Genomic DNA, 17151 nt, shown 5'->3' on the forward strand with positions numbered 1-17151 from the left:
GAGCAGGTCGACCAGGTCCGCACCGAGCTCGGCCTTGACCGGCCGGTGTTCCAGCAGTACCTGACCTATCTCGGGGATGTCGTCCGCGGCGACTTCGGGACCTCCTACTGGCTCCGCATCGATGTCACCAGCATCATCGGCGAACGCGTCTGGGCGACCCTCAGCCTCACGCTCATGGCGTTGGCGATCGCCCTGCTGATCGCGGTGCCCGCCGGACTGCTCGCGGCCTTCCGCCACAACAAGGCGGTCGACCGGCTCCTCGTGTCCGGCAGCATGCTCGGCAATGCCATCCCGACCTTCTGGATGGCTCCGGTGCTGATCCTGCTGTTCTCCGTGACGATCCCGATCTTCCCGCCCAGCGGGCGGTCGGATATCTCGTCCTATGTCCTTCCGGCCGTGGCGCTGGCAGGCCTGCAGGGAGCCATCCTGTTCAAGATCACGCGCGGCGTGGCCTTGGACATCCTCTCCCAGGACCACATCCGGCTCGCTCGGGCCAAGGGGGTCTACGGCGCCAAGCTCGCGCTGGCCCATGTCTTCCCCAACACCCTGCTACCGGTGCTGACCATGGCAGGTCTCGCCCTCGCGAATCTGCTCAGCAGCGCCATCGTGGTCGAGGTCATCTTCGCCTGGCCAGGTATCGGCTCGACCATGGTCGATGCCGTCCGACAACGCGACTTTCCCCTGGTCCAGGGCATCACCGTGGTGTTCGCGCTGGCTTATGTACTCATTAACACGACGGTGGATCTGCTCTACCGCATCGTCGACCCGCGACTCCGGAAGGCGGAGGCCTGACATGAAGAACCACAAGAGCGGCGTGATCGCGGGCGCAGTGCTGATCCTCGTGCTCGTGATGACGGTCGCCGCTCCCCTGCTCACCCCCAGCCCGCCGAATCAGCAGGACCTCACGGCGGGACTGCTTCCTCCGTTCACCGCCGGCCATCTGCTCGGCACCGACGAGCTCGGTCGCGATGTGCTCTCCCGGCTCATCTACGGAGGTCGGCCGATCCTGCTGATCGCCTTCGTCAGCACCACGGCCGCGCTCATCGTGGGCGTCATCGCTGGCCTCGCCGCGGGCTTCCTCGGGCGCGGTGCCGACATGGTCATCATGCGTATCGCCGATATCCAGCTCTCCGTGCCGCCGATCGCCCTCGCGGTGCTGCTCGCCGCCAGCATGGGTCCCGGCGTCAAGAGTGCGATGGTCGCGATCCCCCTCGTGACGTGGCCGCAGATCGCCCGGGTGGTTCGCGCGGATGTCATGCGGGTGTCGTCCTCGGACTTCGTCGCCCTCGCGCGGGTCGCCGGTCTCAGTCAGTTCACCATCGCCCGGCGCCATGTCGTGCCGAATGTCTCGACCGTCGTCGTGGTCGTCGGCACGCTGAATCTCGGCGTGGCCGTCATCTACTCGGCGGCCATGTCCTTCCTGGGACTCGGCGTGCAGGCACCCCGTGCCGACTGGGGCAACATGCTCGCTGGGGGCACCCAGTACCTCGAATCCTGGTGGCTGGTCGTGTTCCCCGGCGCCATGCTCACCCTGGTCGTGCTCTGTGTGACGTTGGTGGGTGACGCGCTGCGCGACCGGCTCGATCCCCGCCACACCACCTCCAACCGAACCGTCGACACCCCCGCGGGAGCGTGACCACCGTGACTGTTCTCTCCGTGAAGAATCTCGTCGTCACCGCATCCTCCTCGCGGCGGCGCATCGTCGACGACCTCAGCTTCGAGGTCGAGCCGGGTGAGATCCTCGCCATCGTCGGTGAGTCCGGCAGCGGCAAGTCGACGGCGTGCCTCGCGATCATCGGACTCCTCGGCGAAGGCCTCGAGATCGAATCAGGGGTCATCGATCTGGCGGGCACCGATGTCGCCGGATTCGACGAGCGGGCCTGGCGCTCGCAGCGCGGCAACACCGTCGGAATGATCTTCCAGGACTCGCTCGCAGCATTGAACCCGGTGCGTACGATCGGCTTCCAACTCCGCGAGGCCTGGCAGAAGCACAACAGCGGAGGCCGCGAGGCCGCCAGCGACTGGGCCCGCAAGCGCCTCTCGTCGCTGGGCTTCACCGACCCCGATGCCATCCTGCGCGCCTATCCGCATGAGCTCAGCGGCGGCATGCGCCAGCGCGTCTGCGCAGCCATCGCCTACACCGGCGAGCCCGATGTGGTGCTGGCCGACGAGCCGACGACGGCCCTCGATGTCTCGCTCCAGGGACGCATGCTGCGCCTGCTCATCGACGAGACCCGGGCCACCGGCAATGCGCTGGTGCTGGTCAGCCACGACATGGCGGTCGTCGAGGCCGTCGCCGATCATATCGTCGTCATGTACGGCGGCCGTGCGCTCGAGCGAGGACCGGCGAGCGTGGTCCTCGCGGAGCCGGCCAGCCCGTACACGCGTGCGCTGATGAACTCGATCCCCACCCTCGACCCGGATTCGCGCGGTCACGATCTGCCGACGATCGCAGGCGAGTACGTACCCGTGTCCAGTGGTTGCCCCTTCCGTGAACGGTGCCACCGAGCCAGTGACATCTGTTCACAGGAGTTCCCCCCAGCTCAGACCGACGACCACGGAAGGACCTTCTGGTGTTGGAATCCGTAAACGCACCCACCGATGAACTGCTGTCGGCGGTCGATGTCGAACGCGTCTTCGGCAAGAAGAAGCCGGTGCCGGCTCTGGCCGGGGTCGATGTCAGCGTGCTGCGCGGGCGCTCGGTCGGTATCGCCGGCGAGTCCGGCAGCGGCAAGTCGACGCTGCTGAAACTGCTGCTCGCCCTCGACCGTCCGACCTCCGGGTCCGTCCGCTTCGAGGGCGTGGACCTCAACAGTCTCGGCGGGGCGGGGATGAAGCAGTACCGTTCCCGGGTCCAGGCCGTCTTCCAAGATCCCTCGGGGTCCTTCAACCCGCGCCAGCGCATCGGCTCGATCATCACCGAGCCTCTCGCCACGCGCCAGTCCCTCAGCTCGAGCGAACGGGTGGATCACGGGGAGACTCTGCTGCGCTCCGTCGACCTTCCCGCTGGCTTCATCTCGCGGTACCCGCATGAGCTGAGCGGCGGCCAGAAGCAGCGCGTCGCCATCGCCCGCGCCCTCGGCTGTGGGCCCGAGGTCGTGCTCCTGGACGAGCCGGTCACGGCCCTCGATATCTCCGTGCGCGGGGCCATCCTCAATCTCTTGAAGAGGAAGGCCACCGACTCCGGGGTGACCTATGTGGTGGTCTCGCACGATCTCAGCGCGATCTTCCACCTCACCGACTACCTCTATGTCATGCGGCGCGGCATCGTGGTCGAGTCGGGTCCGACGGTGCAACTCGTCGCCGATCCTCGCCATCCGTACACTCGGCGCCTCGTGGACTCGATCGGCGACCCCCTCGCCGGCTACCACGATCGCGGCACCGCGGGCGAGGTCCGCGAGGGCGAGGTGGACGACCCCGGTGATGACACGCCCTTCACGGACCTGGGCGAGGGCCACGTCGCCCGCATATGAGCACACCCAGTCGGCCAACACGAATAGGATGAGGCTGTGTCGGGAAATACGTGGTCGATCCGTGACGAGAAGGATCGCGAAGGAACATGGCGCCGCCGCCAGCTGGTGGACGCTGCCCGCACGGTCTTCGAACGCAAGGGCTATGGTCCGGCGACGGTCTCCGACATCACCAAGGAGGCCGGGGTCAGCCGCCCGACCTTCTACGTCTACTTCGCATCCAAGGAGGATGTCTTCTCGGTCATCGCCGAGGAGGTCCGCGATGCCTTCCGCGATGCTCAGCGCTTCAACGACCTCGATCCCGATGACGTCGACGCGGTGCTCACCGTCACCGTGGAGTCGACCTTCCAACTCGCGATCGATCACATCGCGCTGATCTCGATCCTGGATCACCAGGCGCTCTCCGATCCCGAGATCCGGGCTCTGTGCACGTCGATACGCACCAGGGGCATCCAGCGCACGACGCGGTACCTCGAGGGGCAAGTGGACAAGGGCGTGCTCGAGCTCTCGGTCGAGCCGCACGCACTGGCCATGATGGGGTCGAGCATGAACGAGCGGTACGCCGCCCTGGTCGTCTTCGGGGAGATCGACCGGGAGACGGCCATCGATCACATGATGCAAGTGTGGGCCGCCGTCACGGACCGCCCGCAGCTCGCCACGATGCGGGCGGACACCGTGTCGCAGCAACGCCAGAACTAGAGCACTCCCCTGGTCTTCCGGGGATGGCCGCACATTTCGTTGACATTAACGTCAATGTCATTGTTATGATGATCCCACTACTGGTCTATGGAGGCAGCTCGATGAGAGTCCTGATCGCTAACCGAGGCGAGATCGCCGCACGCATCGGCCGCGCGCTCGACGAGCTGGGCTGGGCGGCCCAGCCGGTCCATGCCCGGGGTGAAGCACCGCAGACACCTGGCTCTGCGGAGCTGCCGGGCCACGGCATCACCGCCTATCTCGACGTGGAAGGCATCATCGACACGGCCATCGCGACCGGCTGCGATGCGCTGCATCCCGGCTACGGATTCCTCAGTGAGAGCCCCGAGTTGGCACGCGCCTGCGAGAGCGCCGGTCTCATCTTCGTCGGCCCGTCGCCCTCCATCCTCAGCCTCTTCGGCGACAAAGGCACCGCACGAGATCACGCCGTCTCCCTGGGCCTGCCCGTCATGGCTGCTACCGGAGCGTCCGCCACGCTCGAGGACGTCACCGAGCTCTTCTCCACCTACCGCGACGGCATCATGATCAAGGCGACCTCCGGCGGCGGTGGGCGCGGCATGCGCGAGGTCTACCGCGCCGAGGACCTCGCCGAGGCCTACGAGTCCTGCCGCTCGGAGGCGCGGCGCGCCTTCGGTGGCGACACCGTGTACGCCGAGCGACTGATGACCGATGCGAAGCACATCGAGATCCAGGTGCTGGGCGATGGCACCGGGGCCGTGAGCATCCTCGGCGAACGCGAATGCAGCGTCCAGCGCCGTCACCAGAAGATCCTGGAGTTCGCCCCTAGCCCGAGCCTCAACGACGCGGAGCGCGCCCTGCTCAGCGACCACGCACGCCGACTCATCGCACCGCTCGGCTACCGCGGCCTGGCAACGGTCGAGTTCCTGGTGTCCACGGCCAGCCTCGGCTCCGCGGACGGCTCAGGACTCGATCTGGCGTTCATCGAGGTCAATCCCCGCGTCCAGGTCGAGCACACTGTGACGGAGGAAGTGGTCGGCGTGGATCTGGTCGCCGCCCAGCTGCGCGTGGCCACCGGCACGACGCTCGTCGAGCTCGGCCTGGCCGAGGACCGGCTTCCGGCGGCCGGCGTGTTCGCCATCCAGTCGCGCGTCAACGCCGAGCGCATCCACGCCGGGGCGAGCGTGGCGACCACCGGAACCGTGACCGAGCTCGCATGGCCCGAAGGCATCCGCGTGGACACCTATCTGCGGGAGGGAACGGTCGTCGACGGCACCTTCGACTCCCTCCTCGCGAAGGTCATCACCCGCACCGAGGGCTCCTGGCGCGAGGCCTGCGCCGACGCGCTCACGGCCGTGGACCACCTGACGATCCGGGGTATCGAGACCAATACACCGTTGCTGCGCCGACTGCTGACCGACCCGCAAGTCCTCGCCGGCAGCGTGACCACCGCCCACCTGGACGCGTGGCTCGCCCGCGAGGCCGAGGCGCAGGCACCCGCCGGGGGCGACACACATCTCATCTCGCCGCTCCCCGGGACGGTCGTGGCGATCGGCGCCGCACCCGGCGATGTCATCGGGACCCGGACTGCCGCCATCACCCTCGAGGCGATGAAGATGGAACACCCGGTGCGGCCCACCACGCCGTCGGTGCTGACCGAACTGCTCGTGAAGGTCGGCGATCAGGTGGCACCCGGCGAGGTTCTCGCGATCCTTTCACCCGCCCACGAGCACGTGGAGAATGACGACACCGGCGCTGGTGTCGACCTCGACTACGTGCGCCCCGATCTCGCCGAGCTCCAGGAGCGCAAACGCCTCACGCTCGACGACGCGCGCCCCGAGGCGGTGGCCAAGCGTCACGCCCATGGTCACCTCATGGCGCGCGAATGGATCGATCAGCTGCTCGACGGGGACTCCTTCGTCGAATACGGCTCCTTCCCCGTAGCAGCGCAGCGGTCACGCCGTTCACTCGATGATCTCGTCGTGAACACCCCCGCCGACGGCATCCTCACCGGCCTAGGCCGCGTGAACGGCCAGCAGATCGGCGTGCTCGCCTATGACTACACGGTTCTCGCTGGAACACAGGGCTACTTCAACCACAAGAAGACCGACCGGTTGCTCGGGATCGCCAAGGACAAGCGCATCCCCGTGGTGTTCTTCGCCGAGGGCGGTGGCGGTCGTCCCGGGGACACCGACACCGAGCTGACCCTCGCGGCCGGGCTCAACGTCCAGACCTTCGCCATGATGGGTTCCCTGAGCGGCGTCGTGCCGAGTGTCGGCATCCTCACCGGACGATGCTTCGCCGGCAATGCGGCACTCCTCGGCAGCTGCGATGTCATCATCGCCACCGCCGATGCCAATGTGGGCATGGCCGGACCGGCGATGATCGAAGGGGGCGGGCTCGGGAACTACCGCCCCGAGGACATCGGCCCGATGAGCGTCCAGGCCCCGAACGGCGTCGTCGACGTCCTCGTGGAGGACGATGCCGAGGCCATCGAGACCGCACAACGCTATCTCTCCTATTTCAGCGGAGAAACCGCCGAGTGGACCGCCACCGATCAGCGTCGCCTGCGCCACGTCGTCGGTGAGAACCGCAAGCAGGTGTACGACCAGCGCGAGCTCATCTCGATCCTGGCCGATGACGACTCCGTCCTGGAGCTGCGCCGTGACTTCGGCATCGGGGCGATCACCGCGCTGGTCCGCGTCGAGGGTCGACCGATGGGCCTCGTGGCGAACAACCCGGTCCACCTCGGTGGCGCGATCGATGCCGACGCCGCCGACAAGATGGCCCGTTTCCTGCAGCTCTGCGATGCCCACGGCCTGCCGGTGGTCTCGCTATGCGACACCCCAGGGTTCATGGTCGGACCCGACTCGGAGGAGACAGCTACGGTCCGCCACTTCGGCCGCCTGTTCGTGATCGGTGCCCACCTGCGCGTGCCGATGATCACCGTCATCCTTCGCAAGGCGTACGGCCTCGGCGCGCAGGCCATGGCTGCGGGCAGCTTCGCCCGGACCGCGGCCACCATCGCCTGGCCCACCGGCGAGATCGGGGGCATGGGACTCGAGGGAGCAGTCCGGCTCGGCTTCGCCAAAGAACTGGACGGCATCGCCGATCCCGAGGCCAAGGAGCGCCGCTACAACGAGCTGCTGGACGCCCACTATGAGACCGGCAAGGCCATCAACGGCGCCATGAAGCACGAGTTCGACGAGGTCATCGACCCTCTCGACACCCGTCGCTGGATCACGGCGGTCATCGGCGATTGGGTGCCCGGCACCATCCCCGGCGGTCGCTACGTCGACACCTGGTAAGAGAGGAACCCCATGACCACCTTGGACGCCTACATCGACAACCTGCGAGCACTGCAGGCACGACGACGACCCGCCGGGATACCCGACCACGTGATCTACCCGGCCGGCGAGATCACCATCCCCGCGCATGTGAGCCACTGGGCAGTCGAGCGACCCGAGACCACGGCGCTGACCTTCGACGGCACCGGCTACACCTACCCCGAGCTCGACGACCTCCACCGACGGCTCGCCGGCTGGATGGCCGAGCAGGGGATCTCGCGAGGCGATCGGGTCGCGGTCTATCTCGGCAACAGCCCGCAGTTCGTCATCGCCTTCCTGGCCATCCTGCGGCTGGGCGCCGTGCATGTGCCGGTCAACCCCATGTTCGCACCCGCTGAGCTGACACACGAGCTGCGCGACGCGGAGCCCATCCTGATCGTCACGAGTCGTGCGCTGGCCGACACCGTGGAGCAGGTGCAGGGACGTCTCCAGCAGCGGGTTCCCGTGCTGACCATCGAGGAGGGTTGGGCCGAGGCCGTCACCCACGAGCCCTTCGCGGGAGACGACGGCGACCTCGATGCCCTCGCCGCGCTCAACTACACCGGGGGCACGACCGGCCTGCCGAAGGGCTGCCAGCACACCCAGCGACACATGCTCTACACCGCGGCATCCGCGGCCACGGCGACCCAGCTCTCCGCCGATCCCGGTTTCACCAGCCTGTGCTATCTGCCGATCTTCTGGATCGCCGGCGAGGACCTCGGGATCCTGCTCCCCTTCGTGCTGGGCGGCACGAGCGTGCTGTTGGCCCGCTGGGATGCCGCGACCGTGCTCGATGCGATCGAGGAGTTCGGCGTCAGCGTCATGACCGGCACGGTGGAGAACTACCTGGAGCTGATGGCACGTCCCGATATCGGTGAGCGCGATCTGTCGTCGCTGGTGGATCCCCAGGCCGTCTCCTTCGTCCGCAAGATGACGCCGCAGGTGCGCGCCGACTGGGCCGCCGCGGCGCCGACGAGCGGGACGCTGCGCGAGTCGTCCTATGGCATGACCGAGACGCACACGATCGACTGCGTGCCCTATGGCTTCGCGACCGATGACGAGGATCTTCTGGCCGAGCCCGTGTTCTGCGGCCTGCCGGTGCCGGGTACCGATATCGCGGTCGTCGAATTCGGCACCCAGACGCCTCTGCCGCTGGGTGAGGTCGGCGAGATCATCGTCCGCAGTCCCTCGGTGACCGACGGCTACTGGCGCAACCCCGAGGCGACGGCCGACCAGCTCGTCGACGGTTGGATCCACACAGGCGACAACGGCCGCATCGACGAGCAGGGCCTGCTGCACTACCTCGGTCGTCGCAAGGAGATGATCAAGGTCAAGGGCATGAGCGTGTTCCCCGCAGAGATCGAGGTGCTGCTCGCTCAGCATCCGCTGGTGGAGTCGGTGGCCGTGGTCCCAACCGATGATCCGGAATCCGGTCAGCGGCCCGTGGCCTTCGTCCTGCCCGCTGAGGGGGCGACGGTGACGGCCGAGGAACTGGTTTCCTGGAGCCGCGAGAACATGGCGACCTACAAGGTCCCGCTCGTCAAGGTCGTCGGCGCTCTGCCCATGACCGCCACCGGCAAGGTGCGGAAGCACGAGCTCGCCGAGGAGGCCGCCGCCCTCAATCGCTGAGCAGTCGCCCTCATCCGGGGAGCGGCCAAGCTCTGCTGACCCCGGCAGCCGGGCGGCAGTCCGTCAACCCCATTCAGCCCCGGATAGGTTGACCAGCTACCGCCAACGTGACGGAAAGGTTGATGGCCTACCGCCCAGGGCCGGGCACCACCCGCAAAGCAGCACAGGGGCCCGTCTCCTCTTCGGCGACGGGCGCCTCGTGGCCGGGGCGGTCGAGGGCCATCCCGTCGACAACCGCGGAGAGAAAGACGATCTGATCATGGGCCATGTCGGCACTCGCACCCTGTTTCGAGCGCCGGCTTCACCTACGCGGCGGATACCACCTCTGTGCGTGCTGATACGACGGGACCTGCCGCTCGTGAGACTCAGCGGGTGGCGTCGAGGATCCACGGCCGCCCGAGCGAGAGCAGCCGCCGGTCGGCGGTGAGGAAGGCCAGCTGTTCGGCGGCCGCCTGCGCCAGCAGGGCACGGTCGAAGGGGTCGTGTCCGATGAGTTCGGGGAACTCTCCCATCGCCTCGGCGTGCTCACCGACCCAGGGGAGCTGCCGAAGCCCGACATCGTCCAGGATCGAGCACACGTCGCGAGGGATCTCCAAGCGACCCCGCATCGTCTTGATCGTCATCTCCATGACGCTGATCGACGAGTAGTGGGCGGGGTGACGGGTGGCGATGAGCTCCGCCGCACTAGACCCGAGCCGCTCTTCACCCCGCAACGCCCACAACAGAGCGTGCGTATCAAGCAGGATCATCGAGCCCGAGATCCTCGTCGAACATGGCGCGGATCTCGGCATCGGCTTCCTCAGTGAAAGCCTCTTCCCAATTCGGCCCGCCGAAGCCGGGGATCGAGCCGAACAGCGGGGCCCGGGGGCGCACCGACCGCCACTCCATGATCGGCGTGCCGGCGCGGGCCACGATGACCGTCTCCCCGGCCTCGACGGCACGCGCGAGCCGCGACATCTGCGTCTTGGCCTCGTGGATGTTGACCGTGATGCTCATAGGACCATCTTAGTCCAGTGGACTAAGATGGTCCACTATCGTTCGCGCAGCGGGACACCGAAGAGAGGGGCCCACCATGACGAATGGCCCGGAACCCTCTCGGGTTCCGGGCCATTCCTTCAGACGGCTCAGGCCTTGTCGTCGGTGGACTCCTCGGTGTCCTCGACCGGGGCCTCGACGTCCGAGGTCTCCTCGGCCTCGCCGGACACCGGCGCCTCCTCGGCAGCGGCGGTCTCCTCGGCCGGTGTCTCCTCGGCCGGTGCCTTCTCGGCCGGAGCCGGAGCGGCCTCGGCCTTCGGGGCGGACTTCTCGGCCTTCGAGGTCGGCGCGAAGCCGCCCTCCACGATCTCGATCACGGCCATGGGGGCGTTGTCGCCCTTGCGCGGACCGATCTTCGTGATCCGCGTGTAACCGCCGGGACGGTTCTCCATCGCCGGGCCGATCTCCGTGAAGAGGGTGTGCACGACACCCTTGTCGCGGATGACCTTGAGCACCTGGCGGCGGTTGGCCAGCGAATCGGTCTTGGCCTTGGTGATGAGCTGCTCGGCATACGGACGCAGGCGGCGAGCCTTGGCCTCCGTCGTCGTGATCTTGCCGTGCTCGAACAGCGACTGCGCCAGATTGGCGAGGATCAGACGCTGGTGCGAGGGGCTACCGCCGAGACGGGCTCCCTTGGTGGGGGTGGGCATTGTCAGTTCTCCGTTTCAAAGAATCAGCGCGCGGCGGGCAGATCAGTACTGCTCGTCCTCGGCGAAGCTCGCATCGTCGTCGTAGCTGTCGATGACCGCGCTGGGGTCGAAGCCGGCGGGGCTGTCCTTGAGGGACAGGCCCATCTCGGCCAGCTTGGCCTTGACCTCGTCGATCGACTTGGAGCCGAAGTTGCGGATGTCCAGCAGATCCTGCTCGCTGCGTCCGACGAGCTCACCCACGGTGTGGATGCCCTCGCGCTTCAGGCAGTTGTACGAGCGAACCGTGAAGTCCAGATCCTCGATCGGCAGGGCCAGGTCAGCGGCCATCGCCTCATCGACCGGCGACGGGCCGATGTCGATGCCCTCCGCCTCGACGTTGAGCTCACGGGCGAGGCCGAAGAGCTCGACCAGGGTCGATCCGGCCGAGGCGATCGCATCGCGCGGCAGAATGGACTGCTTGGTCTCGACGTCGATGATCAGCTTGTCGAAGTCGGTGCGCTGCTCGACTCGGGTGGCCTCGACCTTGTAGGTGACCTTCAGGACCGGGCTGTAGATGGAGTCGACCGGCATGCGGCCGATCTCTTCCTCGCCGGTCTTGTTCTGCGCGGCCGACACGTAGCCACGGCCCCGCTCGACGACCAGCTCGATCTCGAGCCGGCCCTTGTCGTTGAGGGTCGCGACGTGCAGGTCAGGATTGTGCACCTCGACACCCGCCGGCGGCGTGATGGCCGCGGCGGTGACATCGCCGGCACCCTCGGCGCGCAGGTACATGACCACCGGCTCGTCGTTCTCCGAGGAGACGACGAGGTTCTTCAGGTTGAGGATGATCTCGGTGACATCCTCGGTGACTCCGGGGATCGTCGAGAACTCGTGCAGGACACCGTCGATCTTGATCGAGGTGACGGCCGCACCCGGGATGGAGCTCAGCAGCGTGCGACGCAGCGAGTTACCGAGGGTGTAGCCGAATCCGGGCTCGAGGGGCTCGATGACGAACCGCGAACGGTAGTCGCCTTCGGACTCTTCGGTCAGGACGGGACGCTGGGCGATCAGCATGGTGACTGTTCCTTTCCGAACCGCCCACTATTTGACGGCTCGGGTCGAGGGAAGGGGATGGATCAGATCTTCGAGTAGAACTCGACGATCAGCTGCTCCTGGATCGGGACGACGATCTGCTCACGCACCGGCTTCTGGTGCACGAGGATACGTCCGCGCTCCGGCGAGACGTCGAGCCAACCGGGAACGGTGTCCTGGTCATGGGTCTCGCGCGCCACGATGAAGGGCGTCATCTCCAGGCTCTTGGGACGCACGTCGATGATGTCGTGCGGGGAGACCTGGAAGGAGGGGATATTGGTCTTGACACCGTTGACCAGGAAGTGACCGTGGGTCACCAGCTGGCGGGCGTGACGCCGCGTGCGGGCCAGGCCTGCACGGTAGACGACATTGTCCAGGCGGGTCTCGAGCAGCGTGAGCAGGTTGTCACCGGTCTTGCCGGGCTTGCGGTGAGCGTGCTCGTAGTACTTGCGGAACTGCTTCTCCAGCACGCCGTAGGTGTACCGCGCCTTCTGCTTCTCCTGCAGCTGGGTGCGGTACTCCGACTCCTTGACGCGGGCTCGGCCGTGCTGGCCGGGCGCGTACGGACGGCGCTCGAAGGCCTTGTCCCCACCGACGAGGTCGACGCCGAGGCGGCGCGACTTCTTGGTGAGAGGTCCGGTGTAACGGGCCATGGGTGAAAACTCCTAGAAAATCGACGCGTCAGAGACGACGGTGCTTGGGCGGACGGCAGCCGTTGTGCGGCGTGGGGGTCACATCGGAGATGGTGCCGACCTCCAGGCCGACGCCGCTGAGCGACCGGATCGCCGTCTCGCGGCCCGAACCCGGGCCCTTCACGAAGACGTCGATCTTCTTCATGCCGTGCTCCATCGCCTGGCGGCCCGCGGCCTCGGCGGCCATGCCTGCGGCGTAGGGCGTCGACTTGCGCGAGCCCTTGAAACCGACGGTTCCGCCGGAGGCCCAGGAGATCACCTGACCGCTGGGGTCGGTGATCGTCACGTGCGTGTTGTTGAACGTGCTCTTGATATGCGCCTGGCCCTGCGCGACGTTCTTCTTCTCCTTGCGGCGCACCTTCTTGGCGCCTGCATTGCTCTTGGGAGGCATCGTCAGATCACTTCTTCTTTCCGGCGACGGTGCGCTTGGGGCCCTTGCGCGTGCGGGCATTGGTCTTGGTGCGCTGGCCACGGACGGGCAGGTGGGCCCGGTGGCGGCGACCCTGGTAGCTGCCGATCTCCATCTTGCGACGGATGTCGGCGGTGATCTCGCGGCGGAGGTCACCCTCGACCTGGTAGTTGGTCTCGATGTGGTCACGGAGCGCGACGAGCTGGTCGTCGTTCAGCTCGTGGACACGAGTGCTCGGGTCGATGCCGGTCGCGGCAAGGGTCTCGGCGGCGCGCGTGCGGCCGACGCCGAAGATATAGGTGAGTGCGATCTCGATGCGCTTCTCGCGCGGGAGATCGACTCCGATGAGGCGTGCCATGGTGGCATTTCCTTTCGATCAGCGAAGGTGTTGGCGTCCGTGGCGCCCCGGTTGCCTCCCACAGCGGCCCTAGGTGGCCGTCATGGAACCGGGCCCCGGCCTTCGCGCCGGGGGTGGCGTCCGCACGAGGCGGACGAGCCGTCAGACGATGTGATTCACGGTGAAGAAGCCGCGATCAGCCCTGGCGCTGCTTGTGGCGCGGGTTAGAGCAGATCACCATGACGCGGCCGTGGCGACGGATCACCTTGCAGCTGTCACAGATCTTCTTCACGCTCGGGTTGACCTTCATCGAGAAATCTCTCTCTTGGGTACGAACGTGACGGGTTTACTTGTAGCGGTAGACGATGCGCCCGCGGCTGAGGTCATAGGGCGACAGCTCCACCACGACCCGGTCCTCGGGGAGGATCCGGATGTAGTGCTGACGCATCTTGCCCGAGATGTGCGCGAGGACCTTGTGGCCGTTGGCCAGCTCCACGCGGAACATCGCGTTCGGCAGGGCTTCGATGACCGCGCCCTCCATCTCGATGACGCCTTCTTTTTTCGCCATGACCTCTTCTTCGGTTGACTACGTCGACCAGACCTCGGCACACACGTCCGCCACCGACCCGAGGGCAGGAAGGGACGCGGCTGACGAGGCCGACTCCCTATCATACGCTGGCCGTCATGCCCGACTCAAATCGGGTCGATCTGTCGTCCTGTCGAGTCCATGCTCGACGACTCGACGGAACCACGGCTCCAGGGAACGAACGATGTGTTTCGGTCGCCCCGCGAACGACGAGAGCGCGGCCGTCACTGGTTGACAGCTCACCGCGATGTACCCGGGCCCGAGTCCGGTGAGCAGTCAACCATCAGACCCACCCCGGTTACGCGCCTTCCAGACGCTCGGGAGCGGAGCTCGCTCAGAGGGCGCCGAGCGGCACACCCTCGTCGGCGAGCCGGGCGGCGCCCCCGTCCTCGGCGGTCAGCACCCAGATACCGGACTCGGTACGGGCCACCGTGTGCTCCCAGTGCGCGGCCAGCGAGCTGTCCGGGGTCACCGCCGTCCAGCCGTCCTCGAGGATGCGTGCCTGCGCCGAGCCCAGGGTCACCATCGGCTCGATCGCGAGCGTCACCCCCGCGGTCAACCGGGGTCCCTTGCCGGCGCGACCGGTATTGGGCACATCGGGGTCCATGTGCATCTCCCGGCCGATGCCGTGCCCGGTGAACGACTCGGTGATACCGTAATCGCCGGCCGCGTCGACGCTCGCAGCGATGGCGTGGGAGATGTCGCCGACGCGTTCGCCGGTCGCCATCGCCGCGATACCGGCCCACAGCGCCGCCTCCGTTACCCGGGACAGCGCGGTGGCCGCTTCGGAGACGGTGCCGATCTCCACGCTGATCGCCGCGTCACCGTGCCAGCCGTCGACGATAGCCCCGCAGTCGATGGACAGCAGGTCACCGTCGCGCAGAACCCGGTCACCGGGGATGCCGTGGACGATCTCCTCGTTGACCGAGGTGCAGATGACACCGGTGAAGCCGTGATACCCGAGGAAGTTCGAGGTCGCACCCTGCTCACGGATCCGCTCGTGCGCGAAGTCGTTGAGCTCGCCCGTGGTGACGCCTGGCGCCGCAGCATCGCGCAGCGACTGCAGCGTCCGGGCGACCACGAGGCCGGCCCGACGCATCAGCATCAGCTCGGCCTCGCTCTTGGTCTCGATCCGTCCCCGCCCGAACATCTCAGCTCCCGCCCTCGTTGAGTGTGACGTTTGGACGGCTGAAACGCCGTTCTTCCCGTCCAAACGTCACACTCAACGTGGACTCGTACCGCTGAGGCCGCACGGTCAAGGTTTGGGGAGGGCGGCGTCGATGCGCGACGCGACCTCGTCGACACTGCCCATGCCGTCGACCTCGACCAGCAGACCGCGCTGACGATAGACATCCAACAGCGGAGCCGTCTCGGCCGCGTACACCTCCTGGCGGTGGCGGATGACCTCCTCTGTGTCATCGCTGCGTCCGCTCGTCTCGGCGCGCTTGAGCAGTCGCGCGATGAGCTCCTCGGGGTCCACCGTCAACGCCAATGCGGCATCGAGCTGGGTCCCGAGGTCCGCCAGGATCGAGTCCAACTCGGTCACCTGATCCGGCGTACGCGGGTACCCGTCGAGCAGGAAGGCGTCACGGGCATCGGGCTGCGCCAGACGATCGCGCACCATCGCATTGGTGACCGAATCGGGGACGTACTCCCCCGCGTCCATGTAGCGCTGCGCCGTCTTCCCCAGCTCGGTCTGCCGCGAGACATTGTCGCGGAAGATGTCACCGGTGGAGATGTGAGCACCCTCGATACGGCGCGCCAGCGCCTCAGCCTGCGTGCCCTTGCCCGCCCCCGGCGGACCCATGATGACAAGACGCATTACTTCAAGAACCCTTCGTAGTTGCGCTGCTGGAGCTGGCTCTCGATCTGTTGGACCGTCGAGAGACCGACGCCGACGATGATGAGGATCGAGGTACCACCGAACGGGAAGTTCTGGCTCGCGCCGAGCAGCGCGATCGCGACCATCGGGATGAGCGCGACGACCCCGAGATAGGTCGCACCCGGCGCGGTGATCCGGCTGAGCACATAGGCGAGGTAGTCCTCGGTCGGCCGACCCGCGCGGATACCCGGGATGAAGCCGCCGTACTTGCGCATATTGTCCGCGACCTCGTTCGGGTTGAACGTGATCGAGACGTAGAAGTACGTGAAGAACACGATCAACAGGAAGAACGTGATCATGTAGTACGGGTGGTCGCCGCGCACGAAATGGTCCTGGATCCAGGTCGACCACGACTCAGCGGGGTTGAAGTTCGCCACGAGCGCCGGGATGTACAGCAGGCTGGAGGCGAAGATCACCGGGATGATGCCGGCCTGGTTGACCTTGATCGGGATATAGGTCGAGGAGCCACCGAACATCCGACGGCCCACCATCCGCTTGGCGTACTGGACCGGGATGCGGCGCTGCGCCTGCTCGACGAAGATGACCGCCGCGACGATCACCAGACCGACGAGCGTGACGAGGGTGAAGGTCGTCCAGCCGTTCTGCAGGCGGATCTGCCACATGGCACCCGGGAAGGTCGCGATGACCTGGCAGAAGATCAGGATCGACATGCCGTTGCCGACGCCGCGGTCGGTGATGAGCTCACCGAACCACATGATGACCGTCGTGCCGGCCACCATCACGGTCACGATCAGCAGGAAGGACAGGACATTGTCGGGGCGATACAGCAGGTCACCGCACTGGATGCCGCCGAAGAGCTGGCCGCTGCGCGCGAGCGCCACGATGCCGGTCGCCTGCAGGATCGCGAGCCCCACGGTGAGATAGCGGGTGTACTGGGTGATCTTGGTCTGCCCGGCCTGGCCTTCCTTCTTCAAGGCCTCCAGTCGCGGGATCACCACCACGAGCAGCTGCAGGATGATGCTCGCGGTGATGTACGGCATGATGCCGAGGGCGAAGACCGTCAGCTGGAGCAGCGCACCGCCGGAGAAGACGTTGATGAGGGCGAACAGGCTGCTCTGCTCGCTCTGGGCCGCCAGGTCGACACACTGTTGCACATTGGGGACGTTGATCCCCGGCGCCGGCAGCATCGATCCGAAGCGGAACAGCACGATGATGAACAGCACGAAGAGGAGCTTGCGCCGCAGATCGGGTGTCTTGAACGCGTTGACGAAGGCGCTGAGCACCGGGTTCCTCCTCGTGCGCTAGGAGACTGCTGACGAATCGTGGTCGTCGCGAGCGGCGTATCCCTGGGATGGCTCGCGATGCGCAGGAGCGCTGGCAGGCTGGGAGGCCTTTCGAGCGACTGCAACGTAGCGAGGCGCCCACGGG

At 66.8% G+C, this 17151-nt stretch carries 19 protein-coding genes; 7 read left to right on the plus strand and 12 right to left on the minus strand.

From position 1 onward, the window contains the following. From BHE97_RS12435 to BHE97_RS12465, 7 genes are all read left to right on the plus strand, one after another. Positions 1-792, plus strand: a 792-nt coding sequence (locus BHE97_RS12435) for an ABC transporter permease (protein ID WP_087624366.1), incomplete at its 5' end; no start/stop codon positions are given. A 1-nt stretch (position 793) separates the two neighbouring features. Next, positions 794-1636, plus strand: coding sequence for an ABC transporter permease (locus BHE97_RS12440; RefSeq protein WP_170931401.1), 843 nt, complete (start codon positions 794-796; stop codon positions 1634-1636). Positions 1637-1641: 5 nt separating this feature from the next. Further along, entirely contained in the window at positions 1642-2589 is a 948-nt protein-coding gene (locus BHE97_RS12445; RefSeq protein WP_170931402.1) for an ABC transporter ATP-binding protein, read from the plus strand. Next, a complete protein-coding gene (locus BHE97_RS12450) occupies positions 2574-3473 on the plus strand; it encodes an ATP-binding cassette domain-containing protein (protein ID WP_170931403.1) in 900 nt (299 codons plus the stop codon). Before BHE97_RS12445 ends, BHE97_RS12450 begins: the two co-directional genes overlap by 16 nt. Positions 3474-3509: 36 nt before the next feature. Beyond that, positions 3510-4169, plus strand: coding sequence for a TetR/AcrR family transcriptional regulator (locus tag BHE97_RS12455; protein ID WP_087624370.1), 660 nt, complete (start codon positions 3510-3512; stop codon positions 4167-4169). Between the two features lie 101 nt (positions 4170-4270). Then, positions 4271-7453, plus strand: a complete 3183-nt coding sequence (locus BHE97_RS12460) for a carboxyl transferase domain-containing protein (protein ID WP_087624524.1) — start codon at positions 4271-4273, stop codon at positions 7451-7453. A 12-nt stretch (positions 7454-7465) separates the two neighbouring features. After that, complete coding sequence (locus BHE97_RS12465) at positions 7466-9100, plus strand: AMP-binding protein (protein WP_087624371.1); 1635 nt, start codon at positions 7466-7468, stop codon at positions 9098-9100. Positions 9101-9465: 365 nt separating this feature from the next. On the opposite strand, the gene BHE97_RS12470 is transcribed toward BHE97_RS12465, so the two are convergent. The 12 genes from BHE97_RS12470 to secY all read right to left on the minus strand — a co-directional run bounded on the left by BHE97_RS12470 (position 9466) and on the right by secY (position 17006). Beyond that, positions 9466-9849 carry a type II toxin-antitoxin system VapC family toxin gene (locus BHE97_RS12470; RefSeq protein ID WP_170931404.1) on the minus strand — a complete coding sequence of 128 codons (384 nt, stop codon included), beginning with the start codon at positions 9847-9849 and terminating at the stop codon, positions 9466-9468. Next, positions 9836-10096, minus strand: a complete 261-nt coding sequence (locus tag BHE97_RS12475) for a hypothetical protein (protein ID WP_087624373.1) — start codon at positions 10094-10096, stop codon at positions 9836-9838. The genes BHE97_RS12470 and BHE97_RS12475 overlap by 14 nt, the downstream gene beginning before the upstream one ends. Positions 10097-10224: 128 nt before the next feature. Next, positions 10225-10785 carry a 50S ribosomal protein L17 gene (gene rplQ / locus BHE97_RS12480; RefSeq protein ID WP_087624374.1) on the minus strand — a complete coding sequence of 187 codons (561 nt, stop codon included), beginning with the start codon at positions 10783-10785 and terminating at the stop codon, positions 10225-10227. Between the two features lie 42 nt (positions 10786-10827). Then, a complete protein-coding gene (locus BHE97_RS12485; protein WP_087624375.1) occupies positions 10828-11838 on the minus strand; it encodes a DNA-directed RNA polymerase subunit alpha in 1011 nt (336 codons plus the stop codon). Positions 11839-11900: 62 nt separating this feature from the next. Beyond that, on the minus strand, positions 11901-12509 hold the full coding sequence (gene rpsD / locus BHE97_RS12490; protein ID WP_087624376.1) for a 30S ribosomal protein S4: 609 nt from the start codon (positions 12507-12509) through the stop codon (positions 11901-11903). 28 nt (positions 12510-12537) lie between these two features. Next, positions 12538-12939, minus strand: coding sequence for a 30S ribosomal protein S11 (gene rpsK, locus BHE97_RS12495; RefSeq protein WP_087624377.1), 402 nt, complete (start codon positions 12937-12939; stop codon positions 12538-12540). A gap of 7 nt (positions 12940-12946) precedes the next feature. Next, positions 12947-13315, minus strand: coding sequence for a 30S ribosomal protein S13 (gene rpsM, locus BHE97_RS12500; protein ID WP_087624378.1), 369 nt, complete (start codon positions 13313-13315; stop codon positions 12947-12949). Positions 13316-13490: 175 nt separating this feature from the next. Beyond that, positions 13491-13604, minus strand: a complete 114-nt coding sequence (gene rpmJ / locus BHE97_RS12505; protein WP_087624379.1) for a 50S ribosomal protein L36 — start codon at positions 13602-13604, stop codon at positions 13491-13493. Positions 13605-13640: 36 nt separating this feature from the next. Continuing rightward, a complete protein-coding gene (gene infA / locus BHE97_RS12510) occupies positions 13641-13862 on the minus strand; it encodes a translation initiation factor IF-1 (protein ID WP_087624380.1) in 222 nt (73 codons plus the stop codon). A 352-nt stretch (positions 13863-14214) separates the two neighbouring features. After that, complete coding sequence (map, locus tag BHE97_RS12515) at positions 14215-15030, minus strand: type I methionyl aminopeptidase (RefSeq protein WP_087624381.1); 816 nt, start codon at positions 15028-15030, stop codon at positions 14215-14217. A 105-nt stretch (positions 15031-15135) separates the two neighbouring features. Next, a complete protein-coding gene (locus BHE97_RS12520) occupies positions 15136-15702 on the minus strand; it encodes an adenylate kinase (protein WP_087624382.1) in 567 nt (188 codons plus the stop codon). Next, complete coding sequence (gene secY, locus BHE97_RS12525) at positions 15702-17006, minus strand: preprotein translocase subunit SecY (RefSeq protein ID WP_087624383.1); 1305 nt, start codon at positions 17004-17006, stop codon at positions 15702-15704. Before secY ends, BHE97_RS12520 begins: the two co-directional genes overlap by 1 nt. Positions 17007-17151: the final 145 nt, after the last annotated feature.

It is taken from the genome of Aeromicrobium sp. PE09-221, assembly GCF_002174305.1.
Lineage (GTDB): Bacteria > Actinomycetota > Actinomycetes > Propionibacteriales > Nocardioidaceae > Aeromicrobium.